The sequence below is a fragment of the Ruegeria intermedia genome (assembly GCF_900129345.1).
In the GTDB taxonomy this organism is placed as follows: Bacteria; Pseudomonadota; Alphaproteobacteria; order Rhodobacterales; family Rhodobacteraceae; genus Ruegeria; species Ruegeria intermedia.
Genome location: NZ_FQVK01000004.1, coordinates 130,263 through 153,691 on the forward strand (window position 1 = coordinate 130,263; position 23,429 = coordinate 153,691).

22 protein-coding genes are annotated in these 23,429 nt (G+C 64.8%); 10 read left to right on the top strand and 12 right to left on the bottom strand.

The genetic code is table 11. The features are described from left to right. Nucleotides 1-58 precede the first annotated feature (58 nt). Both F3H26_RS04605 and F3H26_RS04610 read left to right on the top strand, forming a co-directional pair. Nucleotides 59-1,459, top strand: a complete 1,401-nt coding sequence (locus F3H26_RS04605; RefSeq protein ID WP_149774894.1) for an amidase — start codon at nt 59-61, stop codon at nt 1,457-1,459. A 24-nt stretch (nt 1,460-1,483) separates the two neighbouring features. Further along, the gene (locus tag F3H26_RS04610; RefSeq protein WP_149774895.1) at nt 1,484-2,275 is read left to right on the top strand and encodes a DUF2189 domain-containing protein; all 792 of its coding nucleotides are present in this window, start codon (nt 1,484-1,486) and stop codon (nt 2,273-2,275) included. Nucleotides 2,276-2,284: 9 nt separating this feature from the next. Here F3H26_RS04610 and F3H26_RS04615 read toward each other — a convergent pair whose 3' ends face one another. The 5 genes from F3H26_RS04615 to F3H26_RS04635 form a co-directional block, all read right to left on the bottom strand. Continuing rightward, the gene (locus tag F3H26_RS04615; protein ID WP_149774896.1) at nt 2,285-2,506 is read right to left on the bottom strand and encodes a hypothetical protein; all 222 of its coding nucleotides are present in this window, start codon (nt 2,504-2,506) and stop codon (nt 2,285-2,287) included. Further along, complete coding sequence (locus F3H26_RS04620; protein ID WP_149774897.1) at nt 2,503-3,660, bottom strand: aromatic ring-hydroxylating oxygenase subunit alpha; 1,158 nt, start codon at nt 3,658-3,660, stop codon at nt 2,503-2,505. The genes F3H26_RS04615 and F3H26_RS04620 overlap by 4 nt, the downstream gene beginning before the upstream one ends. A gap of 109 nt (nt 3,661-3,769) precedes the next feature. Further along, nucleotides 3,770-4,477 carry a helix-turn-helix domain-containing protein gene (locus F3H26_RS04625; protein WP_149774898.1) on the bottom strand — a complete coding sequence of 236 codons (708 nt, stop codon included), beginning with the start codon at nt 4,475-4,477 and terminating at the stop codon, nt 3,770-3,772. Between the two features lie 268 nt (nt 4,478-4,745). Further along, nucleotides 4,746-5,306, bottom strand: a complete 561-nt coding sequence (gene ilvN, locus F3H26_RS04630; protein ID WP_149774899.1) for an acetolactate synthase small subunit — start codon at nt 5,304-5,306, stop codon at nt 4,746-4,748. A gap of 44 nt (nt 5,307-5,350) precedes the next feature. Beyond that, entirely contained in the window at nt 5,351-7,102 is a 1,752-nt protein-coding gene (locus F3H26_RS04635) for an acetolactate synthase 3 large subunit (protein ID WP_149774900.1), read from the bottom strand. A 403-nt stretch (nt 7,103-7,505) separates the two neighbouring features. Here F3H26_RS04635 and F3H26_RS04640 point away from each other — a divergent pair, with 403 nt between their 5' ends. Next, nucleotides 7,506-8,351: a HalD/BesD family halogenase gene (locus F3H26_RS04640; RefSeq protein WP_149774901.1), complete on the top strand. Its 846-nt coding sequence runs from the start codon at nt 7,506-7,508 to the stop codon at nt 8,349-8,351. 6 nt (nt 8,352-8,357) lie between these two features. Here F3H26_RS04640 and F3H26_RS04645 read toward each other — a convergent pair whose 3' ends face one another. Beyond that, nucleotides 8,358-9,002, bottom strand: coding sequence for a response regulator transcription factor (locus F3H26_RS04645; RefSeq protein ID WP_149774902.1), 645 nt, complete (start codon nt 9,000-9,002; stop codon nt 8,358-8,360). Next, nucleotides 9,002-10,435 carry a cache domain-containing protein gene (locus F3H26_RS04650; RefSeq protein ID WP_149774903.1) on the bottom strand — a complete coding sequence of 478 codons (1,434 nt, stop codon included), beginning with the start codon at nt 10,433-10,435 and terminating at the stop codon, nt 9,002-9,004. Before F3H26_RS04650 ends, F3H26_RS04645 begins: the two co-directional genes overlap by 1 nt. A gap of 250 nt (nt 10,436-10,685) precedes the next feature. Here F3H26_RS04650 and F3H26_RS04655 point away from each other — a divergent pair, with 250 nt between their 5' ends. The 3 genes from F3H26_RS04655 to F3H26_RS04665 all read left to right on the top strand — a co-directional run bounded on the left by F3H26_RS04655 (nt 10,686) and on the right by F3H26_RS04665 (nt 15,192). Beyond that, nucleotides 10,686-11,768, top strand: coding sequence for a TRAP transporter substrate-binding protein (locus F3H26_RS04655; RefSeq protein WP_149774904.1), 1,083 nt, complete (start codon nt 10,686-10,688; stop codon nt 11,766-11,768). A gap of 125 nt (nt 11,769-11,893) precedes the next feature. After that, nucleotides 11,894-12,820 carry a TRAP transporter small permease subunit gene (locus F3H26_RS04660; protein WP_149774905.1) on the top strand — a complete coding sequence of 309 codons (927 nt, stop codon included), beginning with the start codon at nt 11,894-11,896 and terminating at the stop codon, nt 12,818-12,820. A 17-nt stretch (nt 12,821-12,837) separates the two neighbouring features. Then, complete coding sequence (locus F3H26_RS04665; RefSeq protein WP_149774906.1) at nt 12,838-15,192, top strand: TRAP transporter large permease; 2,355 nt, start codon at nt 12,838-12,840, stop codon at nt 15,190-15,192. A 75-nt stretch (nt 15,193-15,267) separates the two neighbouring features. Here F3H26_RS04665 and F3H26_RS04670 read toward each other — a convergent pair whose 3' ends face one another. From F3H26_RS04670 to F3H26_RS04685, 4 genes are all read right to left on the bottom strand, one after another. Further along, nucleotides 15,268-15,654: a VOC family protein gene (locus tag F3H26_RS04670; RefSeq protein ID WP_149774907.1), complete on the bottom strand. Its 387-nt coding sequence runs from the start codon at nt 15,652-15,654 to the stop codon at nt 15,268-15,270. Nucleotides 15,655-15,660: 6 nt separating this feature from the next. Beyond that, nucleotides 15,661-16,485: an arginyltransferase gene (locus tag F3H26_RS04675; RefSeq protein ID WP_149774908.1), complete on the bottom strand. Its 825-nt coding sequence runs from the start codon at nt 16,483-16,485 to the stop codon at nt 15,661-15,663. A 74-nt stretch (nt 16,486-16,559) separates the two neighbouring features. Continuing rightward, nucleotides 16,560-16,991 (bottom strand): RDD family protein, encoded by a 432-nt coding sequence (locus F3H26_RS04680; RefSeq protein WP_149774909.1) that lies wholly within the window; start codon nt 16,989-16,991, stop codon nt 16,560-16,562. A gap of 62 nt (nt 16,992-17,053) precedes the next feature. Next, entirely contained in the window at nt 17,054-17,473 is a 420-nt protein-coding gene (locus F3H26_RS04685; RefSeq protein WP_149774910.1) for a DUF2852 domain-containing protein, read from the bottom strand. Between the two features lie 178 nt (nt 17,474-17,651). On the opposite strand from F3H26_RS04685, the gene F3H26_RS04690 reads away from it, so the two are divergent. From F3H26_RS04690 to F3H26_RS04705, 4 genes are read left to right on the top strand one after another with little or no spacing between them, the layout of a single operon-like run. Then, nucleotides 17,652-20,444 carry a [protein-PII] uridylyltransferase family protein gene (locus tag F3H26_RS04690; RefSeq protein ID WP_149774911.1) on the top strand — a complete coding sequence of 931 codons (2,793 nt, stop codon included), beginning with the start codon at nt 17,652-17,654 and terminating at the stop codon, nt 20,442-20,444. After that, nucleotides 20,431-20,703, top strand: a complete 273-nt coding sequence (locus tag F3H26_RS04695) for a hypothetical protein (RefSeq protein WP_149774912.1) — start codon at nt 20,431-20,433, stop codon at nt 20,701-20,703. The genes F3H26_RS04690 and F3H26_RS04695 overlap by 14 nt, the downstream gene beginning before the upstream one ends. 47 nt (nt 20,704-20,750) lie before the next feature. Beyond that, entirely contained in the window at nt 20,751-21,959 is a 1,209-nt protein-coding gene (locus F3H26_RS04700; protein WP_149774913.1) for an RSP_2647 family RNA methyltransferase, read from the top strand. Continuing rightward, the gene (locus tag F3H26_RS04705) at nt 21,956-22,498 is read left to right on the top strand and encodes an RSP_2648 family PIN domain-containing protein (protein WP_149774914.1); all 543 of its coding nucleotides are present in this window, start codon (nt 21,956-21,958) and stop codon (nt 22,496-22,498) included. Before F3H26_RS04700 ends, F3H26_RS04705 begins: the two co-directional genes overlap by 4 nt. A gap of 63 nt (nt 22,499-22,561) precedes the next feature. Here F3H26_RS04705 and F3H26_RS04710 read toward each other — a convergent pair whose 3' ends face one another. Beyond that, nucleotides 22,562-23,248 carry a M48 family metallopeptidase gene (locus F3H26_RS04710; protein ID WP_149774915.1) on the bottom strand — a complete coding sequence of 229 codons (687 nt, stop codon included), beginning with the start codon at nt 23,246-23,248 and terminating at the stop codon, nt 22,562-22,564. Nucleotides 23,249-23,429: the final 181 nt, after the last annotated feature.

Below are 23,429 nucleotides of genomic sequence, written 5' to 3' on the forward strand. Positions count from 1 at the left end.
TTTAAATGCAACCCGTCCATCGCTAGGCTGAGTTCGATCACAGCCTGGACGCAACCCCATGACCCCAATCGAAACTTCGGCCGTCGAACTGCTGGGCAAGCTGCGCGCGGGGCAGGTTTCGGCCGTCGAGGTCATGCGCGCGACGCTGGACCGGATCGCGCAGGTCAACGACCGGGTGAACGCCATCGTGGCGCTACAGGACGAAGACGCACTGATGGCGCAGGCGCGGGCGGCCGACGGCCATGCCCGGCATGGCCCGCTGCACGGTCTGCCGATGGCGGTCAAGGATCTGGTGAACGTGGCCGGCATTCCCTCGACCCAGGGTTCTCCCCTGTTTCGCGGCCATGTGCCCGATGCCGACGACCTGATCGTGGCCCGCCTGCGCGCGGCCGGCGCGATTCTGATCGGCAAGACCAACACGCCGGAATTCGGGCTGGGGTCGCATACGTTCAACCCGGTCTATGGCGCCACCCGCAACCCCTATGACCTGACGCGCAGTTGCGGCGGGTCTTCGGGCGGGGCGGCGGTTGCCTTGGCCACGGGGATGCTGGCGCTGGCCGATGGGTCCGACATGATGGGCAGCCTGCGCAACCCGGCCGCCTGGAACAATGTCTACGGCTTCCGCCCGACCTGGGGCCGCATTCCGTCCGACCCGGTGGGCGATCTGTATCTGCATCAGCTTTCGACTCTGGGCCCGATGGCGCGCAGCCCTGAGGATATCGGGCTGCTGCTGGACGTGATGTCGGGCGCGGACCCGCGCCAGCCCCTGTCGTTCGACAGCGATCCGGTCTCGCCCGTGCCGGTCAGAAGCCTCGAGGACATGCGCATCGGCTGGCTGGGCGACTGGGGCGGGGCGTTCCCGACCGAAGACGGCATCCTGCCGCTGTGCGCGCGCGAACTGACGCTGTTCACCCAGTTGGGCGCAACGGTCGAGGAGGTGCCGCCCCCCTTCGATGCTGAACGGATCTGGGAGTCCTGGATCACGTTGCGCTCGTTCAGCGTGGCGGCCGGGCTGCAACCCCTGGCCGACCGCAGAGACGCCCTGAAGGACAGCGCCCTGTGGGAGCTGGAGCGCGGGCTGGCCCTGACCGCGATGCAATTGCAGGCCGCCAGCGTGACCCGGTCAGACTGGCACCGGCGGGCGGTGGCGCTGTTTTCCGAATTTGACGCGCTGGTGCTGCCGGCGGCACAGGTCTGGCCGTTTCCGGTGGACTGGCCGTATCCGCGCCGCGTCGCCGGGGTCGAGATGGACAGCTATCACCGCTGGATGCAGGTGGTGACGCCGGTCAGCCTGCTGGGGCTGCCCTGCCTGTCGGTTCCGGCCGGGTTCGGTCCGGGCGGCCTGCCGATGGGCATGCAGCTGTTCGGACCCCGCGGCAGCGATGCCCGGCTGCTGTCGATCGGGGCTGCCTATCATGCGGTGACGCATTGGCCGCAGCAGCGGCCGCCCGAGATTTGAAGGAACTGGGAGGACAGACGGAACATGGACAGGCCATTCGGAGTTCCAAAGTTGAAACCCGCCAGCCGCAAAATGCTGCGCACGGCGCTGCGCCGGGGCTGGCAGGACTATCGCCGCGCGCCGATCTTCGGTCTGCTGTTCGCGGGGTTCTACGTTCTGGTCGGTTGGCTGATGGCCTGGATCACGGTGCAGACGGGCACCAGTTTCTGGCTGGTGCTGGCGGCCATCGGGTTTCCGCTGTTGGGGCCGTTTGCAGCGGTGGGGCTGTACGAGGTTTCGCACCGGCTGGAACAGGGCGAACCGCTGGATTTCGGCGCCATCTTCGGCGTTGTGATCCAGCAGGGCCGCCGGCAACTGCCGTCGATCTGCGCCATTATCGTGGTGATCTTCCTGTTCTGGTTCTTTCTGGGTCACATGATCTTTGCGTTGTTCATGGGGCTGTCGACCATGACCAACGTGTCCTCGTCGCTCGAGGTGTTTCTGACACCGAACGGGTTGACCATGCTGGCCGTCGGAGCCGTGGTCGGGGCGCTTTTCGCGATCCTGCTCTACATGATCTCGGTGCTGTCGATTCCGATGCTGCTGGACCGTGAACTGGATTTCGTGACGGCGATGATTTCCAGCTATGCCTATGTTGCGGTGAACAAGCGCGTGATGCTGGGGTGGGGCGCGTTCATTGCGGTTGCCACCTTCATCGCCATGATCCCGTGGTTTCTGGGCCTGCTGATCGTGCTGCCGCTGTTCGGCCATGCCAGCTGGCACCTGTACCGGCAGATCACCGAGGACGATGACGGTGACGAGACCGCCCCGACCTGATCGGCGCGGTCACGCCTGCGGAACTTCGCGCCCCATGTCGATCAGGCGCTGGCGCAGCCGGTCGGCCGCCGGCAGGCCCGCCTCGAGCGCATGCACATAGGCGTGGGTCAGGAAGAACGCCGCTGCGTCCCCGTCCGTCTGCGCGTCTGCGGCTTGTTCATACAGAACCGCCAGGGCCGGGATGTCTCCGGCCGCATGGGCGTTCAGCAGACGGTCGTCCAGTGCGCTCATTCGGCGGCGGGCCTGTCGCGGCGTGCGATCAGCCGCTGTGCGACCCAGTCATGGAACAGATGTGTCGGCCCGTCCATCGCCGGTGAGAAATGCCCGCCGTCGAACCCGGGCGCCGCGCGACCGCGCTGCATGCCTTCGACCACGAACACGTCTTCCTCGAACACCAGTTTCCATTGCTCGGTGTTGCGCGCGCGCAGGTCGGAATCGGTGTCGGGGGCGGCATAGAACAGGTGGATATGTTCCGATGTGCGATCCTGCGCCTCGGGGCGCAGGATGATGGCAAAGGCGTGGTCACGATGCACGCCCAGCAACACGTTGGGGAAGGCGGCGATGTATTCGGCGGCCGTGTCCCACTTGGCGCTCAGCCCCGGAAAATCGGGGAAGGTGCGGCCGTCCTCGCCGGTCAGCTGGCGGTAAACCAAGGTTCCCTGGCCGGAAAACAGGCCGGGCTCCTGGATGTGATAGTGGTCCTCCAGCCGGGAGTAGCTGTTCAGCCCGGGATGCACCCAGGGCAGGTGATAGCTTTCGCAGTAATTCTCGACCGCCAGCTTCCAGTTGCAGTTCACGTCCAGCCGGAAGGCGCTGTCGGGGCCGCCATGGTACAGCGGCTGGTCGAACTCGGCCCAGCGTTCAATCAGCCTGGCGTTGGCATCCTCGAAGGCCGGAGCGGTTCCCGACACGTTGATCCAGACCACCTCGCGCCAGATATGGCTGCGCACCTCGATCAAGCCCAGTTCGGACCGGTTCACCGCGTCATGCGCGTTGTGGCCCGGCCCGCCCACATGCGGGGTCGCCACCAGGCGGCCTTCGGTCGAATAGCACCAGCTGTGATAGGGGCAGCGGATCGCGCCTTCGATCCTGCGCGGTTCCGAGACAAGGATCATGCCGCGGTGGCGGCAGATGTTCTGGAACACCCGCACCTGGCCCGACCGGTCGCGCAGCAACAGCAGGGGGATGCCCAGAAACTCGATCGGGACCGCATCGCCCGGTTCGGGCACGTCGGCGGTGACGGCCAACCCGGACCAGCCGTCCAGCAGCAGGGCCTGGCTCTCCTCGGCGTGCAGCCGGGGGTCGGTATAGTGCGCGTTGGGCAGGCCCAGCGCGGTTTCGATGCTTTGACGAACGGCAGACAGATCGGTCAGGGTGCTGGCCATGGGGTCCTCCTCGGTTGCCACCCAGCCTAAGCAGTCCCACCGCCGGCCCGCTGTCATGTCCGCGACCCGGGTTTTTCTCACAACGACATGGTGGCGGCCTGCTGAGGGGTCAGGACCGGGCCAGCCGCGCGACCCCCAGCGCCGCCCTCAGATCTTGCCCCAGGAACCGCAGTTCCAACTTTCGGCAGTCGCAGGCGTTTGCGCCCGGCCTGACGCTGTAGCCCATGCGTGCTGACGCGGCCGGAGCGGTCCCGTCCGCAAGAACGTAGATCCGGGTGCCGGTGGCACCGCGATGCCCCATCATGATTTGTGTCGTCGCGCCCGAGCGGAAGGCCAGGCCGCGCAGTTCACGTGAGGCCGGAGTCGCGCCCGGCGTGACGGGGCCGAAGGCGCGCACGGTCGCGCAGCTGCCCTGGTTTCGGGCAAACAGCAACAGGTGGCGGGTTTCCGGACGGTCTCCGGGATCGGTCTCCATGACGTGGTAAAACCCGCCGCGCAGAGGGGTTTCGTCCGCCAGTCCCCGGTCCGCGCCAAAAAATTCCAGCAGGAATTGGGGCGCGGGCACGGGGTCGTTTTTTTGTATTTCGGACAGCGCGGTCAGCAGGATGCGGGCATCGACCCCGAAAAAGCGGCAGATCCGGTCCAGCACATCGGGCCGGGGAAAGCTTTCGCCGGACAGATATCGATTGAACTGGGTGCGATTGATGCCCAGACGGCGGCAGACTTCGGACACCGAAGCGTAGCTGCCGACCAACTGCCGGAGGTTCGCGCCCAGCATGGCGCGCAATTCCTCTGGTTTGCGTGCCTTGTGACCCATGCCTTGTCCGGACATGGCCTATGGCAACGCGACACGACTGTTCCGACGCAGCGTCCGCCGTCGGCTCGGATCGATATACCGCATATTTTTCCCCAAGAGCTTTCCTATCGGAAAGAACCGCCATCAAACTAACGCCTTGTAGGCCAAACGCAACAGGCTTTTGGGGGTTTTGCGCAAACTATTGGGGCCGATCAGCTGACACTGACCGGCGATGGGTTGGAGTGGACTTGAAGACAAGCGCCCCCCTTGCGCGGTGGGGGGCGACCCGTCAACTGCCGCGCAGCAGGGCGGCCACGCCGGTCCGGGCGATTTCCGTCAGCCCAAGCGGGCGCATCAGGTCGGCAAAGGCGTCGATTTTTTCTGGCGTGCCGGTAATCTCGAAAATGAAGGAATTCAAGGTGCTGTCCACCACGTTGGCCCGAAAGATGTCGGCCAGGCGCAGTGCCTCGACGCGCTTTTCGCCTTCGCCCACGACCTTGATGATCGCCAGTTCCCGCTCGACCGAGGGGCCTTCGACGGTCAGGTCATGCACGTCGTGCACAGGCACGATCCGGCCCAGCTGCGCCTTGATCTGCTCGATCACCTGCGGCGTGCCGGTGGTCACGATGGTGATACGGCTGAGGTGGCCGGTGTGGTCGACCTCGGCCACGGTCAGGCTTTCGATGTTGTAGCCACGCCCCGAGAACAGCCCGATCACCCGCGCCAGAACGCCCGGTTCGTTCTCGACCAGAACGGCGATCGTGTGGCGCTCCTGCACGTCCGAAAATGTCGGGCGCAGGTTGTAGGCCGAATGGCGGTTGGAGCCTTTTTTGATATGTAGGGCAGACATTTATGTCCCTTTCTTGAACTTTCTTGCGCCGGATGTGCAGCCGCTCAGACCAGAACCGAGCCTTTGGAATCGATCACGCCCTGCGTTTCCGCCTCGCCCAGCAGCATCTCGTTGTGGGCCTTGCCCGAGGGGATCATGGGGAAGCAGTTCTCGTGCTTTTCCACCAGACAGTCAAAGATCACCGGACCGTCGTAGTTGATCATCTCCATGATCGCGTCATCCAGATCGGCCGGGTCCGAACACATGATTCCCTTGGCCCCGAAGGCCTCGGCCAGCTTGACGAAATCGGGCAGGGCCTCGGACCAGGAATGCGAATAGCGCTCGCCGTGCAGCAGTTCCTGCCATTGGCGCACCATGCCCAGGCGTTCGTTGTTCAGGATGAACTGTTTCACCGGCAGGCGGTATTGGACGGCGGTGCCCATCTCTTGCATGTTCATCAGCCAGCTGGCCTCGCCCGCGACGTTGATCACCAGCGCGTCGGGATGCGCCATCTGCACCCCGATCGAGGCCGGGAAACCATAGCCCATCGTGCCCAGCCCGCCCGAGGTCATCCAGCGGTTGGGGTCTTCGAACCCCAGGAACTGTGCGGCCCACATCTGGTGCTGGCCCACTTCGGTGGTGACATAGCGGTCGCGGTCCTTGGTCAGCGCCTCGAGCCGCTGCAGCGCGTATTGCGGTTTGATCGACTTTTCGCTGTTGGTGTAGGCAAGGCAGTTCACCTTGCGCCAGTCCGAGATCTGGACCTGCCACGTGGCGACGGCTTCGGCGTTGGTCTTGCGCCCGCGCGCCTTCCACACTTTCAGCACGTCTTCCAGAACATGCGCCACGTCGCCGACGATGGGGATGTCCACCCGGATCACCTTGTTGATCGAGGACGGGTCGATGTCGATATGCGCCTTTTTCGACTTGGGCGAAAACGCGTCGATGCGCCCGGTGATCCGGTCGTCGAACCGGGCGCCGACATTGATCATCAGATCACAGTCATGCATGGCCATGTTCGCCTCGTACAGGCCGTGCATGCCCAGCATCCCGATCCAGTTCTTGCCCGAAGCCGGATAGGCGCCCAGGCCCATCAGGGTCGAGGTGATGGGAAAGCCGGTCGCGTCCACCAGCTCGCGCAGCAGTTGGCTGGCGGCAGGCCCCGAATTGATCACGCCGCCGCCGGTATAGAACACGGGCTTCTTGGCGGTTTCGATGGCGGCGACCAATTCGGTGATCGCGTCCAGATCGCCCTTGACCGCCGGTTGATAATGCGAGGTCGAGGCCTTTGGCCCGGTATAGGTACCGGTCGCGAACTGCACGTCCTTGGGAATGTCGATCAGAACCGGTCCGGGGCGGCCGGCAGTGGCGACGTGAAACGCCTCGTGCAGGGTGGCGGCCAGCGAATTGGTGTCCTTGACCAGCCAGTTGTGTTTGGTGCAGGGGCGGGTGATGCCCACGGTGTCGGCCTCCTGGAACGCGTCCGAGCCGATCATGAAGGTCGGCACCTGACCAGTCAGAACCACGATCGGGATCGAATCCATCAGCGCGTCGGTCAGGCCGGTCACCGCGTTGGTCGCGCCGGGGCCCGAGGTCACCAGCGCGACGCCGGGCTTGCCGGTCGAGCGGGCATAGCCTTCGGCGGCGTGGACCGCGCCCTGTTCATGCCGCACCAGGATGTGACGGATGTCGTTCTGCAGAAAGATCTCGTCATAGATCGGCAGGACGGCGCCGCCGGGATACCCGAATACCGTGTCCACGCCCTGATCCTTGAGGGCCTGGACCACCATCTTTGCGCCGGTCATCTCACGTGTCATCTGCTTTGCTCCGTTCGCGACATGTGTCTTGCGTTTGACATAAAAAAGCCCCCGAAGTTTCGGAGGCGCATGGGTTCGATTATGGTCTACCGTTACCGGCCCATGCGCGTGGTTCCTACGATTACGACTAGCGTTTTCATCGCCAGAGGCTCCTTTTTGCGTGCAGGGACATTATGGGTGGGGGGACGGGGCGTCAACAGGCAATCTGGCCAATTTCCTGTCCCTGAGGTCGAAATTTGCGACATTTTATTGCGCAGATTGACGCATGGCCGGAATTTCCGCGAATGGCGCCGCGGGCGCGGGCCCCGAGGTCAGAAAGCGGCAGGCCGATGTCCGAAACGGGCATGAGCCGCGCGCGCCGCCGGTTCAGGCTGAACCGGAAAGGGCAACGACGGAGGCGCGCATGCTTGTGGATCTGGTGGATTTGGGCCGCTATCCCATCGACCGGCCGGACTCGGCGGCCTATCAGCGGCTGATCGCGGATATCCGGCGCGAGCTTGACGCGGACGGGTGCGCGGTGCTGCCCGGTTTCGTGCATCAGGGCGGCCTGACGCAGTTGCTGGCCGAGGCCGAATCCGTCGCCCCGCGCGCGCACCGCAGCTTCAACCGCACCAACGCCTATTTCACTCGGGACGACCCGCGGTTCGGCATCGGTCATCCGATCCGACGGTTCTATGACCGGTCGAACGCATTCGTCCCGGCCGACAACTTCCTCCCGACCGGCCCGCTGCGGCGCATCTATGAATATGACGGCTTTCTGCCCTTCATCCGCGCGGCCCTGAACGAACCCGAGGATCGGTTCTTTCGCTATGATGATCCTCTGGCCGACGTGATTTTGAACGTGGTCGAGGAAGGGCAGGGCTTCCCCTGGCATTTCGACACCAACAACTTCACCGTGACGCTGGCGATCCAGAATGCCGAACGGGGCGGGGCGTTCGAATACGCGCCCAACCTGCGCACGCCTGAACACGAGAATTTCGACAAGGTGGCCGCGATACTCGATGGCAACTTCGGGGCCGTTCGGCAGATCGAACTTCAGCCCGGTGACCTGCAGATCTTTCGCGGCCGCTATTCGCTGCACCGCGTGGCGCCGGTCAGCGGCCCGCGGCCGCGCTATGTGGGGATCTTTTCCTTCGTCGAGGCCGAGGGGATGTGCGGCGGCATAGAGCGGACGAAACAGTTGTACGGCCGGGTGCTGCCGCATCACCTGGCGCGTGCGGGGCGGCGGGCGGACCGTCTGTTGGACTGACCCGCGTCAGTACCCGACGCCGGTGCCCTGCAGCACGCCATGTTCCAGCGCATAGCGCGTCAGGCCGGCGGTCGAGGAAATGCCGAGCTTGCGCTTGATGTTCTTGCGGTGGGTCTCGACCGTGCGGACCGAGATGCCCAGCGTCTGGGCCACTTCCTTGTTCGACTTGCCCTGCGCCAGTTCCAGCAGGATCGTCTGTTCACGCCCGGTCAGCGCCTCGCGGGTGCTGTCGCCCTTGGGCTCCAATGATCCGCTGGCCCCGGTGCACAGATAACGCTCGCCGCGCATCACCGCGTCGATGGCCTGCTTGATCTCGTCGGTCGGCACGTCCTTGAGGATGTACCCCTTGGCGCCGTGGCTCAGCGCGGTCGAGATGTATTCGGGGCTGTCATGCATCGACAGGATCAGGATTCGGGTCTGGGGCAGGCGTTCCAGAATGATCTCGGTGGCGCTCAGCCCGCCCATGCCGGGCATGTTCAGATCCATCAATATCACGTCGGGCCGCAGTTGCACGGCCTGGTCGATCGCCTCTTGCCCGTTGCCCAAAGTGCCGACCACCTGGATGTCGTCATAGCTTTCCAGGATCGACTGGATGCCTTCGGCAACCATCGGATGATCGTCGACGATCAGGACTCGGGTCGTGTCTGTCATCAGGAACCGGCCTTTCTTTTGGGTGTCGCGTCTTCCTGCGGCGGCAGCAGGTGGCTCAGCGGCAGGCTGACCTCGATCACCGTTCCGCTCTGCGCGCCGCGTGATGACAGAATGCGCAGGGTCCCGTCAAGCTGTTCGATCCGCTCCTGCATGTTGCGCAGGCCGATCCCGGTGCTGATCTGGCCCGGCCGGCTGCGCAAGCCGCGCCCGTTGTCGGTGATGCGCATCGTGGCGCCCTTTTTGTGGCCGCGCAGGTCGATCGTCACCCGCGTCGCGCCGGAATGGCGCTCGATATTGGTCAGCGCCTCCTGCGCGATGCGGTAGAGCGCGATCTTGCTGTCATGGTCCAGGCGGTTGCGGAACACGACGGTGGAAAACTCGGTCTCGATCCCCGTGCGTTCGCGGAAATCGTCGGTCAGCGCCTTGAGCGCGGGGCCGAGGCCCAGATCTTCCAGAACGCCCGGGCGCAGGTCGCGGCTGATGCGGCGCACCTCGGTGATGGCGGTGCCCAGATTGTCGATCCCCTTGTCCAGCGGGGCACGTGCGCCGTCATGGTCACCTTTTGCAAGGCGCCGGCGCGCATTGTCCAGCGCATAGCGCACACCCACAAGGATCTGACTGATCCCGTCATGCAGTTCGCGCGCCACGCGGCCGCGCTCCTCCTCCTGCGCGTCGATGACCCGCTTGGTCAGCTCTTTCAGCTTGGCATCGGCCAGGCGGCGTTCGCGGATGTTCAGCAGCATCCCCGAGGCAAAAACGACCAGCACCGCCGCCAGAACGATGCCGCCGATATAGAGGAAGGTGCGCTGCACGCGCGCCTCGACCTCGGCGCGGGCATTGGCGACGGTGGCCACGATGTCGTCGATGAACACGCCGGTGCCCACGGCCCAGCGCCAGTCCTGCAGGCCGACCACATAGGCGATCATCATCGCCTCTTCCCCGGTCGAGGGCTTCTGCCACATGAAGCTGTGCCAGCCCGCGCCCTGGCGGGCCAGCCGGATGAACTCGTCCACCACGGGCACGCCGTTGCTGTCGGTCAGACCTTCCCAGTTGCGATTGATGAACTCGGTCTGGCGGGGGCTGACCAGGTTGTTGCCGTCATAGTCATAGACGAAAAAGAACCCGTCCTTGCCGTAGATCATCGCCGACAGGATCTGGGCGACGGTCTCCTTGGCCTCGGCGTCATCGGGGGCGGCGCGGCCGTAGATATAGGCAAAGCCGTTGCGCGCCTGGGTGACATAGTTGCGCAACTCCTGCTTCTTGGCCTCGATCAGGCGACGTTCCAGCGCCTGGATCTCGCGCTCGGCCGTGGCGCGGGATTCGATGGCCACCATCAGCGCGATTGCCGCCACCGCCAGCACCAGCGGGATGGCGGCGACCAGTGACAGTTTCTGCGCATAGGTCAGCGAGATCAGAGATCGAAGTTTCCCCATGGACGAATCGATACGCAAGCCGCGCCCCAATTGCAAAGAGATTGGGCATCCTGCGCCGTTCCGCGCTCGGAAGTCACGCCGCCGATAGCGGTAACAGCCGAATTTGCCACCATGCCGGACCAAAAAATCGCGCGCTCTACGCAGTAGTAGGTATTCACTTTCAAGCGCCCTTGATTAACGTGTCGTCACTCGAAGCGACTGGTCCGGGTGCGCCCGGGCCGTGAATGAATGAAGGGGAGGATCACCTGATATGGATCGTCGCAAGTTTCTGAAGACATCGGCACTGGGCGGCTCGGCCGCGGCGGCAACCGCGCTGGCGGCACCGGCCTACGCGCAGGGCAAGCGCACGTTGACCATGGTTACCTCGTGGGGCCGCGGCCTGGCGGGCGTGTTCGACAGCGCCCAGCGTTGTGCCGACAGCATCACCGCAATGTCCGACGGCAGCCTGACCGTCGACATCAAGGCCGCCGGCGAACTGGTCGGCGCGTTCGAAGTGTTCGACGCCGTGTCGTCGGGCCAGGCCGACATGTACCACGCCGCCGACTACTACTTCGTCGGCCAGCACCCGGCCTATGCCTTCTTCACCGCCGTTCCGTTCGGCATGACCGCGCAGGAACTGGTGAACTGGTACTACCACGATGGCGGCATGGAGCTGCATGACGAACTGGGCCAGATCTTCGGCCTGAAATCGTTCATCGCGGGCAACACCGGTGCGCAGGCCGGTGGCTGGTTCTCGAAAGAGATCAACAGCCCCGAGGACTTCAACGGCCTGAAGTTCCGCATGCCGGGCCTGGGCGGCAAGGCGCTGGGCAAGCTGGGCGCGTCGGTCCAGAACATTCCGGGTTCGGAAGTGTACCAGGCGCTGTCGTCCGGCGCCATCGACGGCACCGAGTGGATCGGACCCTGGGCCGACGAAAAGGCCGGCTTCCAGGAGATCACCAAGATCTACTACACCGCCGGCTTCCACGAGCCGGGCGCGGGCCTGTCGCTGGCCACCAACCGCGAGGTGTTCGAAAGCCTGTCGCCGGCACACCAGAAGATCATCGAGATCGCGGCCGCCGAAGCGCACCAGTGGAACCTGGCGCAGTTCCTGGCCAACAACGGCGCGGCGCTGCAGCGTCTGCAGGCCGGTGGCGTGAAGGTCATGGAATTCCCCGACAGCGTCTGGGACGCCTTCGGCAAGGCCAGCCAGGAAGTTCTGGCCGAGAACATGGGCGACGAGCTGTTCAAGAAGGTCTATGACAGCGCGATGGCATCTATGAAGGCCTCGTCGTCGTGGCTGAACATGTCGTCGGGCGTCTACACCGCGCAGCGCGACCGCGTTCTGGGCTAACTGGCCGCACGGCAATCACTCGGTTTCCCCGCGCCCCGTGCGGGGAAGCCATTTCTGTTGCAGATGCGCGGATCGGCCAAAATCCGGTATAATCAGCATCGCAACTGACGGGACCTGGGGACATCATGCAGGACGAAAACGGTATCTCGTTCTTCGGCGCCCTGTGGAACGGACTGCTCTGGTTCGTTCAGAACATCGCCGAAGCCTTCTATAATTTCGGATACGCGATCACGCATCCGCAGCTGTGGCTGGACTGGTCGAACAAGGAAGCGATCATGCGCTTCGTCTATTACGGCGGGTCGGTCGAGTTCTTCTTCGTGGTCTTCACGGCCTTTCTTGTGATGACGGCCATCGGCATCTACCGCCGGAATTTCATGTGGGGCGTCGTGCGCGTTCTGGAAGGGTTTGCCAACACGACGGGCCGGTTCTTTGCCTGGGCGGGCCTGCTGATGGTGATCCAGCAGATCGTCATCGTGTTCATGCAGCGTGTCTTCGCGCGGCCCGACATGGCGTTCGGCCTGGGTATCCCGTTTCAGATGGACATCAGCTGGTACGCCGAAGAGCTGAAGCTGTACAACGCGCTGGTCGTCTGCCTGTGCTGCACCTACACCTTCGTTCAGGGCGGACATGTCCGGGTTGACCTGATCTATGCCGGCATCTCGCACCGGGCCAAGCGCGTGGTCGACATGCTGGGCTCGATCCTGTTCATGATGCCCATCGCCGTGCTGGTCTGGATGTATGGCTGGTTCTTCATGTGGCGGCATCTGATCGTGCCGAAACCCTCGGCCAGTGACACGCTGGACCGGCTGGTGATGAAATCCCGCGCGCTTCGCTGGAACGTCGAAACCATCGGTTTCAGCCCCAACGGCTTCAATGCCTACTTCCTGTTCAAGATCCTGCTTGTGGCCTTTGCGGCGATGGTGTTCCTGCACGCGATCGCGTTCTTCTACCGGTCCTATCTCGAATTCGTCGAAGGCCCGGAAAGCGCTGGAAAATACCTCGACAAGGATAGCCTTGGCGAGGGCGAAGAAGCCTACGAAGGCACACATTAAGGACGGAGACCAAGACAATGCTATTCGGACTTGATGGCGTCGAGATAGGCCTCATTATCGTATTCTTCTGCCTGTTTGGCGGGATTCTCAGCGGCTTTCCGGTGGCGTTTGCCATCGGCGGGGCCGGCATCATCTCTTTCGGGATCATCGCCGCGCTGGACAGCGCCGGATTGTTGATCCACCAGGCGATCGACACAAGCTCGCAAGCCTATCGGGACATCGTGAATTCGGGTGTGAAACCCGATGTGATATCCGTGTTCCGATACCCGGACCTGCCAAGGATCGCCGAGCCGGTCTTCGCCTCGGGCTGGGAAACCGCGCTGGACCGCAACGTGTCCTTCATCGTGAACCGCATCAACGAACGGGTTCTGGCCGGTCAGTCGATCGAGACCCTGCTGGCGGTGCTGATGTTCGTGCTGATGGGCATCACGCTGGAACGCTCGAAGATCGCCAACGATCTGCTGACCACGATGGCGCGCGTCTTTGGCCCGCTGCCGGGTGGTCTGGCGGTGTCGATCGTGGTTGTGGGGGCATTCCTTGCGGCCTCGACCGGGATTGTCGGCGCGACCGTGGTGACGATGGGCCTGCTGGCCCTGCCGACCATGCTGCGCAACAACTATTCGCCGGAACTGGCGACGGGGGTGATCGCGGCCTCGGGCACGCTGGGGCAGATCATTCCGCCCTCGATCGTGATCGTTCTGCTGGGCACGCTGGCGGGTGACCTGTATTCGACGGCGCAAGAGACCCGCGCGGTCGAGGCGGGCTGCAGCGACGCGCTGACCTATCTGGGCGAGCCGGCCGTGGTTTCGGTGGGCACGCTGTTCCAGGCGGCATTGCTGCCGGGGATCATGCTGGCGCTGCTCTATGCGCTTTATGCCTTTGGTTACGCGCTGCTGAACCCGCACAAGGCACCCGCGGTCGAACTGTCGGGCGGCAGCGGTGAGCCGATCACCCGCTCGGAAGGCCTGACCTGGCTGCTGGGTGCGCCGGTCGCGCTGATCGTGGGTGCGGTTCTGCTGGGCAACCTGGGCGTCATCGGCAGCCAGAACATCACCGTTTCGGGCTTTTCCGACATCGGTGAGGCGGCCTCATTGCGCACCAACGTGTCCGAAGAGTGCAAGGCCTCGATGATCGAACTGCACGGGCAGGAAGCCTGGGACAAGGCCGTGGCCGAGCAGCAGGCCATCGACGCCGCCGGTGGCGCGGAAGAGGCCCATCGTCTGAGCGAGGAAGAACTGGCCGCCGCGCGTGAAGCCAAGATTGCCGCAGCCGCGCCGATCGGCACCGGTGTTGCGGTCACGGTCGTGCTGCTGGGGCTGACGCTGGTGATGGGTCGGGGCATCGCGCCCTCGCAATCGCCGCAGCCGCTGATCGTGGGGGCCATCGGGCTGATCCTGATGCTGTTGGTCGATGTGCTGCTGATCGCGCCGACCACCTCGTCGGGGGCCACCTTCCTGCTGCTGGCGCTGCCTTTCGGGCTGGCCATGTATGGCTGCAAGGCGGCGGCTGCGCGCTGTGCGACCAACGATCTGATCCGCGTGGTGTTCCCGCCGCTGGTTCTGATCATCGCGGTTCTGGGCTCGATCCTGGGCGGCGTGACCAACCCGACGCCGGCAGCGGCGCTGGGCGCGGGCGGGGCCATCATGCTGGCGGCCTATCGCAAGCTGCAGGACCAGGGGCGGTCGGGCAAGGTGATCATCTGGTCCACCTTCGCCGTCATCATCTGTCTGCTGCTTGGCGTGAACTTTGACCTGCGCATCAACCAGGGCGGCGTCTCGGTCGAAAGCTGGATCGCGTTCATCCTGGCCTATGCCGCCTATCTGTACGCGCTGTTCGGCCTGCTGTTTGCGTGCTGGGTTCTGTTCACCAGCGGCGTGCTGACGCCCGTGGTGCGGGAAACCGCCAAGGTGACCTCGATGGTCTTCACCATCCTGATCGGCTCGCAGCTGCTGAACCTGGTGGTGATCTCGTTTGGCGGCGAGCACTATATCCAGCAGTTCCTCAAGAGCTTCGACAACGAATTCACGGTCTTCCTGATCGTGATGCTGGTGCTGTTCATCCTGGGCTTCGTTCTGGACTTCCTCGAGATCATCTACATCGTGATCCCGATCGTGGGACCGGTGATCTATGGCGGGTCGTTCGACCCGAAATGGGTGACGATCATGGTGGCGGTGAACCTGCAGACCTCGTTCCTGACGCCGCCATTCGGGTTCGCGCTGTTCTATCTGCGCGGCGTGGCGCCAAAAGAGGTGACGACCGGCCATATCTATCGCGGGATCATCCCCTTCGTGCTGATCCAGGTGGTGGGGATCGCGATCCTGTGGTTCTTCCCGTCGATCGTGACCATCGTGCCGGACCTGATCCCGAACTGATTGGTGGATGGCGTTCTCAAAGTGAAAAGGGGGCCGCATGGCCCCCTTTGCTTTGGTGCCGGCTGACGCCGGTTGTCAGGTGAACTGGATCAGATCCCAGCGGTTTCCGAACGGGTCCTGCCAGACGGCCACGATGCCATAGGGTTCGTGGCGCGGCGCCTCCTCGAATAGCACGCCTTTGGCCCGCATGTCCGCGTGATCGCGGGCGAAATCATCCGTACTCAGGAAGAAACCCACCCGGCCGCCGGTCTGGTTGCCGATGGCGGCCTGCTGATCGGCCCCATCGGCCTTGGCCAGCACCAGCCCGGCACCACCGCCCGGCGGGGTGACGAGGACCCAGCGTTTGCCGCCGCCCAGATCGACATCCTGAGTCAGTCGAAAGCGCAGCGTCCGGGTGTAGAACGCGATCGCGTCGTCATAGTCCGGCACCACCAGGGTGACGGCGTGCAACGTCTGCTGCATGGATGTTCAGCCCTTGGTTGGGTGCCGGTCGGGAAGCTGGATGCTTGCGACCTGTTCGGCAATCGGGGCAGTCGCCAGCGGATGGCTTTCGCTGTTCGAGAAGGCCTCGGGCTCGCGGACCGGTTGCCACCTGTTGCCCACATAGACTTCGAGGCCCGCGAACTTGGCCTTGTACCCCATCTTGGGGCTGCCCGGCACCCAATAGCCCAGATAGACATAGGGCAGGCCGGCCTCGCGCGCGATCTCGATATGGTCGAGGATCATGTAGGTGCCCAGCGAGTTCTGCGGCCGATCGGGGTCGTAGAACGAGTAGACCATGCTCAGCCCGTCATCCAGAACGTCGGTCAGGCTGACGGCGATCAGGTTGCCTGTTTCGGGGTCGGCATATTCCACCACGCGGCTGCGGATCGGGGTTTCCTCGATCATCGCGGCAAACTCGAACACGTCCATGTCGGCCATTCCGCCGTCGGCGTGGCGCGTATCAAGGTAGCGGCGAAACAGTTCGTACTGGTCGTCGGTGGCCCAAGGCGAGGTCGCACGCCGCTGCAGATGCGCATTGCGGCGGGCTGCGCGTTTCTGGCTTTTTGTCGGGCGAAATTTCGACACGTCGATACGCGCAGACAAACAGGCCGCGCAATCGGCGCAGGATGGCCGGTACAGAACGTTCTGCGAGCGCCGGAACCCCTGTTGCGACAAGGCGTTGTTCAGGCGGTCGGCCCCTTCGCCCTGCAAGGCGGTGAACAGCTTGCGCTCGACCCTGCCCTCGAGATAGGGGCAGGGTTGTGGTGCAGTCACATAGAACTGCGGCGCAATCGGCAGCGTGTGTCGCATGAAGGCCCCGTGTTTCCTCGGGGAGGATGATAGCAACGCAAATCCGGGTCGCCAAGTCCCTGAAACGGTTGGCTTCAGGCGCGCTGGTTCAGCATGACCGTGCCCAGGAAGGCATCGGTCAGGCCCTGGTTGCGGGCGCTGGTCAGCATCATGATGACCGAGATGATCTGCAGGATCGGGAAGGCCATGCTGACGAAATACCCGGCGGTGTGGGCCACGGCCTTGCCGGTGTCCATCCGTTCGCCGAAGGCGTCGCGCAGCTCGATTCCCATGAACCGCATGCCCAGCGTGGCCGAACCGTTGGCGATGGTGACCACCCGGTAGACAAAGCTGACGACCGCGTAGATCAGCGCCAGCACGAAAAGCCCCATGCCCAAGGTCAGCAGAATCGCGACCGTACACAGCAGCGAGATGAAGGCGATGTCGAACAGCCAGGCGAAGAAACGTTTGATCGCCACCGATTGATAGAATTCAGGCTGGCGGTCGGGTTCGGGCAGGTGGGTCATTGCAAGTTCCGAATATCCGTTGGGGGCGCCCTGTCCCTAAACCGGGGCAGGGCCAGTGTCCATCAGGCGGTTTCGCCTTGGTCGTCCGCGTCATTGGCGCGGGCGCGCTCGTCCATGAACTGGTCGAACTCGGCCTTGTCCTTGGCCTCGCGCAGGCGGCGCAGGAAGGCTTCGAAGTCCTGCTGCTCGCGCTCCAGCCGGGCCAGCGTATCGGCCTTGTAGGCGTCGAATGCGCTGTTGCCCGAGGGCTTCATCGCGCTCATGTGGCTGTGCCACGAATGGCGGCGGCTGCAGGATTTGCTGAACATGCGTTTGCTCCAGATCATGTAGGCAAGAAGGGCCAGCCCGACGGGCCAGAAGAAGATGAAACCAAGGACCATGGCGGCGATCCAGGCGCCTTTGCCCTTGTCGTCCAGCCAGGCTTCGGTGCGGTGCAGCCATCCCGGGTTGCGGGGGACGGCGGGTTCGGACAATGCGGTCATGTGGGCTCTCCTGGTTTGATGTAAAACGCTTTCACATTGATCTAGATGGGGGCGCGCGGCCGGGTTGCAAGGGATCAATGTGAAAAAGATTTACATTTTTGCGCGTCCGTGCGGATCTTCCCTGCGGGGCCGCTTTGCCCCATTGACCTTGGCGGACGGCAATGTGCACCTTGCGCGCATGAGCGAAGCCCTGTCCATCACCCGTGTTCCGCGCGCCTATGACCCCGATCTGGGGCGCGAAGCCGTTGCCGCCGTGCCCGATCTGACGCCCGATCAGTCCGAGTTGATCCTGGGTGCCGCCGGCAGCAGCCCCTATCTGAACGGCCTGATCCAGCGCGAGGGCGACTGGCTGGCGCAGGCCTTGCGGGACCCGCAGCAGGCGATGGAGCGCGTCATGGCGGCGGCCCGCGCCCTGCCGCCCGACCAGTTGAAGCCCGGTTTGCGGCTGGCCAAGCGCCGCGTCGCGTTGCTGACCGCTCTGGCCGACCTGTCTGGCGCGTGGACGTTGGAACAGGTCACCGGCGCGCTGACCGATTTCGCCGCGCTTGCCGTGGACATCGCGGCCAAGGCCGAGATCGCAGCGCTGATCCGGCGCAAGAAGCTGCCCGGCCTGACCGAAGACGACGTGGAAACCGCCGCGGGGATGGTGATCCTGGCAATGGGCAAGATGGGTGCGCACGAGCTGAACTACAGCTCGGATATCGACCTGATCGTGCTGTTTGACGAAACCCGGTACGATCCCGGTGATTTCTACGAGGCGCGGCAGGGCATGGTGCGGGCCACGCGCAATTTCTGCGCCACGCTCAGCGACAAGACGGCCGATGGGTACGTGTTCCGCACCGATCTGCGCCTGCGCCCCGATCCCGCGGTCACCCCCGTCTGCATGGCGACCGAGGCGGCCGAGCGCTATTACGAAAGCCTGGGCCGCACATGGGAGCGCGCCGCCTATATCAAGGCCCGCCCCTGTGCCGGCGACATCGCCGCCGGGCAGCGGTTTCTGGAAACCCTGCGGCCCTTCGTCTGGCGCCGCCATCTGGATTTCGCCGCCATTCAGGACGCCCACGACATGCGCTTGCGCATCCGCGAGAACAAGGGCACCGGGGGGGCACTGACGATCCCCGGCCATGATATGAAGCTGGGGCAGGGCGGCATTCGTGAAATCGAGTTCTTTACCCAGACCCGACAGTTGATCGCCGGGGGGCGTGACCCCGACCTGCGGGTGCGCGGCACGGTGCCGGGGCTGGCGGCGCTGGCGGCCAAGGGCTGGGTTCCGCAGGACGTGACCGACAAGCTGACCGACCATTACCGCGCCCATCGCGAGGTCGAACACCGCATCCAGATGGTGCATGACGCGCAGACCCACAAGGTGCCGCAGTCGCCCGACGGGATCGAGCGCATCGCCTGCCTGATGGGCACTACCAGCGCCGAGCTGACGGCCGATCTGACCCGCCGCCTGACCGAGGTGCACGAGCTGACCGAGGGCTTTTTCGCGCCCGGCTCCGGCCCCGCGCCGACCGCAGCGCCCCCGGTCGAATTCGACGCCGGCGTTCTGGCCCGCTGGCCGACTTATCCGGCACTGCGCTCGCAACGGGGCGCGCGCATTTTCGAGCGGCTCAAGCCCGAATTGCTGGCCCGGCTGGCCAAGACCGCCCGCCCCGACGAGGCGCTGCTGGCGCTGGACGGGTTTCTGGCCGGCTTGCCCGCCGGTGTGCAGCTGTTTTCCCTGTTCGAGGCCAACCCGCATCTGATCGACCTTCTGGTCGATATCGTCGGCACCTCGCACGCGCTGGCGTCGCACCTGTCGCGGAACGCGCAGGTTTTCGATGCGGTGATTGGCGGCAGCTTCTTTGCCGAATGGCCCGGTCAGGCCGCGCTCCGGCAGGAACTGGCCACGGCCCTGTCCGCCGAGACCGATTATGAAACCCAGCTGGATCTGGCGCGGCGCTGGTGCAAGGAATGGCATTTCCGCATCGGCGTGCATCACCTGCGCGGGCTGATCGACGGGCTTGAGGCCGGTCGGCAATATGCCGAGCTGGCCCAGGCCGTGATTGCCGCCATCCTGCCCTGTGTCGAGCATCAGTTCGCGCGAAAGCACGGGCCGGCGCCGGGCCGGGGCGCGGCGGTGCTGGGGATGGGGTCGCTGGGGGCGGGCCGGATCAACTCGCAATCCGATCTGGACATGATCGTGATCTATGACCCGCAGGGCGAGGAGATGTCGGATGGCCCGCGGCCTTTGGCCACGCGCACCTACTATGCGCGGTTCACCCAGGCGCTGATCACCGCGCTGTCCGCACCCATGTCTCAGGGGCGTCTGTACGAGGTCGACATGCGCCTGCGCCCCTCGGGCAATCAGGGGCCGGTGGCGACAAGCTGGGCCAGCTTCACCCATTACCAGCAGAACGAAGCCTGGGTGTGGGAGCACCTGGCCCTGACCCGCGCCCGCGTGGTCGCGGGCGAGCCCGGCCTGGCCCGCGACATCGAGGCCTTCCGCGCCGACTTCATCGCGCGCCCGCGGGACGCGGGGCAGGTCCTGCGCGAAGTCTCGGAAATGCGCGCGCGCCTGGCGGCGGCCAAGTCTCCCGCCGGGATCTGGGACGTCAAGAACGGCCCCGGACGCCTGCTCGACATCGAGCTGTTGGCCGAGGCCGGGGCGCTGCTGGCGGGCTCGGCGGAACGCGATGTGGCCTCGGGCCTGCAGGGCGCCGTCGCTGCGGGGCTGCTGGAGGTCGCTCAGGCGCAGGTCCTGCGCACGGCCTATGACCTATTCTGGCAGGTACAATGCGCCGCGCGGCTGCTGTCGGGCAAGGTGATCGAGGCCGACAAGATCGGGCAGGGGGGCACGGCCTTTCTGTGCCGGGCAACCAGGTTCGAGCAGGTCGAACAGTTGCAGGCCGCATTGCAGGAAAACTATTCCACCGCCGCCGCCATCATAGGCGCGGTGATCGAGGAGGAACGCGATGCCGCGCAGTGACGACCCCAACGACCCCAAGGGCCTGATCCGCGAGGCCTATCGCATCGAGGGCATCGCCTTGCCCGAATGCCGCAGCATCTTTCTGGACTGGGCGCTCAGCCTGCCGGACGGGCGCGACCAGAAACAGGCGCTGACCGAGTTGCACGCCGCCTATGCCGCGCGCGACGCCGATCATCCAATGACACAGGTCCTGCGCGAAGGGCTGAACACCGCGCAGGCCCCGCGCCGGCGCGGCGGTTGGCGTGCCCGGTCGCGGTGACCCAATCGGGGCTTTCCTGCCCGCGCAATCGCGACTATGAGGGCGCCATGACCCAAGCCGACCCGCCCGACCGCCCCAGAATCCGCCTCAAACCCAAGGCCAATGCCCGCGCCCTGCGCCACGGCTTTCCCTGGGTCTACGCCAATGACATCGTCACCGACCGGCGCACCCGCAAGATCGCGCCCGGGGCGCTGGCCGTGCTCGAGGATGACAAACGCGCGCCGATCGCGCTGGTGGCGGTCAATCCGAACTCCAAGATCATGTGCCGGGTGCTGGATCGCGACCTGTCGGCGCAACTGGATGCCGGGTGGTTCGAAACCCGCCTGCGCCGGGCGCTCGACTTGCGCGAACGGCTGTTCGATACGCCCTTCTACCGGCTGGTCCATGCCGAGGCCGACGGATTTCCCGGCGTCATCATCGACCGGTTCGGCGACGCCTGTGTGATCCAGCCCAATGCCGCCTGGGCCGAGGCGCATCTGGACCTTCTGACCGACGCATTGGTCGCGGTGACGGGGGTGACGACCGTGCTCAAGAACGCCTCGGGCCGCACCCGCGGGCTGGAAGGTCTGGATGACGTGAACCAGACCCTGCGCGGCACCGCGCCCGATGCTCCGCTGCCCGTTCCGATGAATGGCGCAACCTACATGGCCGACCTGACCGGGGGCCAGAAAACCGGGCTGTTCTACGACCAGCGCCCCAACCACGCCTTTGCCGCTCGGCTGGCGGGTCCCGGTGCGCGTGTACTGGACGTGTTCAGCCACGTGGGCGGATTTGGCCTGGCCATGCTGGCCGGTGGCGCCGACCACGCGCTGTCGGTCGATGGCTCGGCCGCCGCGCTGACCCTGGCCGAGCAGGGCGCCGCCGCCTCGGGTTTTGGCGACCGCTTTGAAACCCGGCAGGGCGATGCCTTCGACGTGCTGACGCAACTGGGCGAGGAAGGCGCGCAGTTCGACGTGGTCATCTGCGATCCACCGGCCTTTGCGCCGTCGAAACAGGCGCTGGATGCCGGGCTGCGGGCCTATGAGCGGATCGCCCGTCTGGCCGCGCCATTGGTCAAACCGGGGGGATATCTGTGCCTGTGTTCCTGCTCACATGCCGCCGACCTGACCCGGTTCCGCGAGGCCTGCGCCCGCGGCATCGGCCGGGCCGGGCGTCAGGCGCAGATGGTCCACACCGGCTTTGCCGGCCCCGACCATCCGCAACTGCCGCAACTGGCCGAGAGCGGCTATCTGAAATCCGTGTTCTACCGGCTGTGAAGGCGGTTCTTGACACCTGCGTCATTTACCCGACGGTGATGCGCGAAATGCTGCTGGGCGTGGCGGCGCGGGGCCACTTCACCCCGCTCTGGTCGGCTCGCATCCTCGAGGAATGGGCCCGTGCAGCCCGCAAACTCGGCCCCGAGGGCGAGGCGCAGGCCCGGGCCGAAATCGCCTTGGTGCAGGCACATTGGCCGCAGGCCGAACGCCCCGAGTCACCCGGTCTCGAACAGCGCCTCTGGCTTCCTGACCCGGCCGACACGCATGTGCTGGCCACCGCGGTCGCCGCTTCGGCCGATACGATCATCACCGTGAATGCCAAGGATTTCCCAAGAAATATCCTTGCGGAAGAGGGCCTTGCCCGCATCGACCCCGACAGCTTCCTTCACGGCATCTGGCAGAGTGACCCGACCAGTGTCGAACAGGTGGCCCAATCTGTCCTGACCGAAGCCAACCGGCTGTCGGGCAACAGCTGGACCCTGCGCGCATTGATGAAAAAGGCCCGCTTGCCGCGTCTCGGCAAGGCTCTGGCGGCCTGACCTCTTCATCTGGCCCAAAATATCCCGGAGAGCGCGAGAGGCTGGCCTCTCGCATCCCAACCTTCAGCCACGCTCCCAACGTTGCTCAAGGGCCTCCAGCGCGGCAATCCGCTCGTCCGTCCTGGGATGGCTCATCAGCCAGGCCGGAACCACGCCCGCCCGCTGCTGAGTCAGATCCTCAAGCTTGTGAAACAGGGATTTCTGCGGCCCGATCCCGATTCCGGCCTTGGTCAGCAGGGCGGCTGCGTATTCGTCCGCCTCGTACTCGTCCGCCCGCGACAGGCGCGAGGCCAGCAGCGCGGTCAGCGCATTTGCGATCCACGCGCCGATGAAGGGAATGAACCGGTTGAGCAGCATCATCAGCGCCGCCCGCATCGCGTTCTGACCGGAAAAGTCGATCATCCGTCGCCGGGCATGGCCCAGCGCCACATGCCCCAGCTCGTGCGCGATGACGCTGGCCATCTCCTCGGCCGAAACCTCGCCGTTGCGGAACTTGCGATAGAAGCCACGGGTGATGAAGATGCGCCCATCCGGCGCGGCCAGCCCGTTCACCGGGTCGATTTCATAGATATAGACCGGCACGCGCGCCACATCCAAGGCGGCGGCCAGGCGGTCGGTCATGCGCTTCAACTCGGGATCGGCCAGCTCGGTCGACTTCGCATCCAGCTCGCGATGGGTGCGCCAGACGGAAATCCGATACATCACAATAGCATAGGCGATCGCCAGCAGAATTGGGGTCAGACGCAACATATTTCAGATATGGGCGGATCGGGATGCGGGGGCAAGTCGTTCCTCATCACTTTTGGGCAACATGGGCGACTTTAGGCAGTTCATGAGACGGAAATCGCGCGGCGTCAGATCGCAAGTTCCATATTTCAAAGGTTGAAGTGCGGGCAAAACCCCTCTAGGGCGCGGCGCGCGCCGTGCGCGC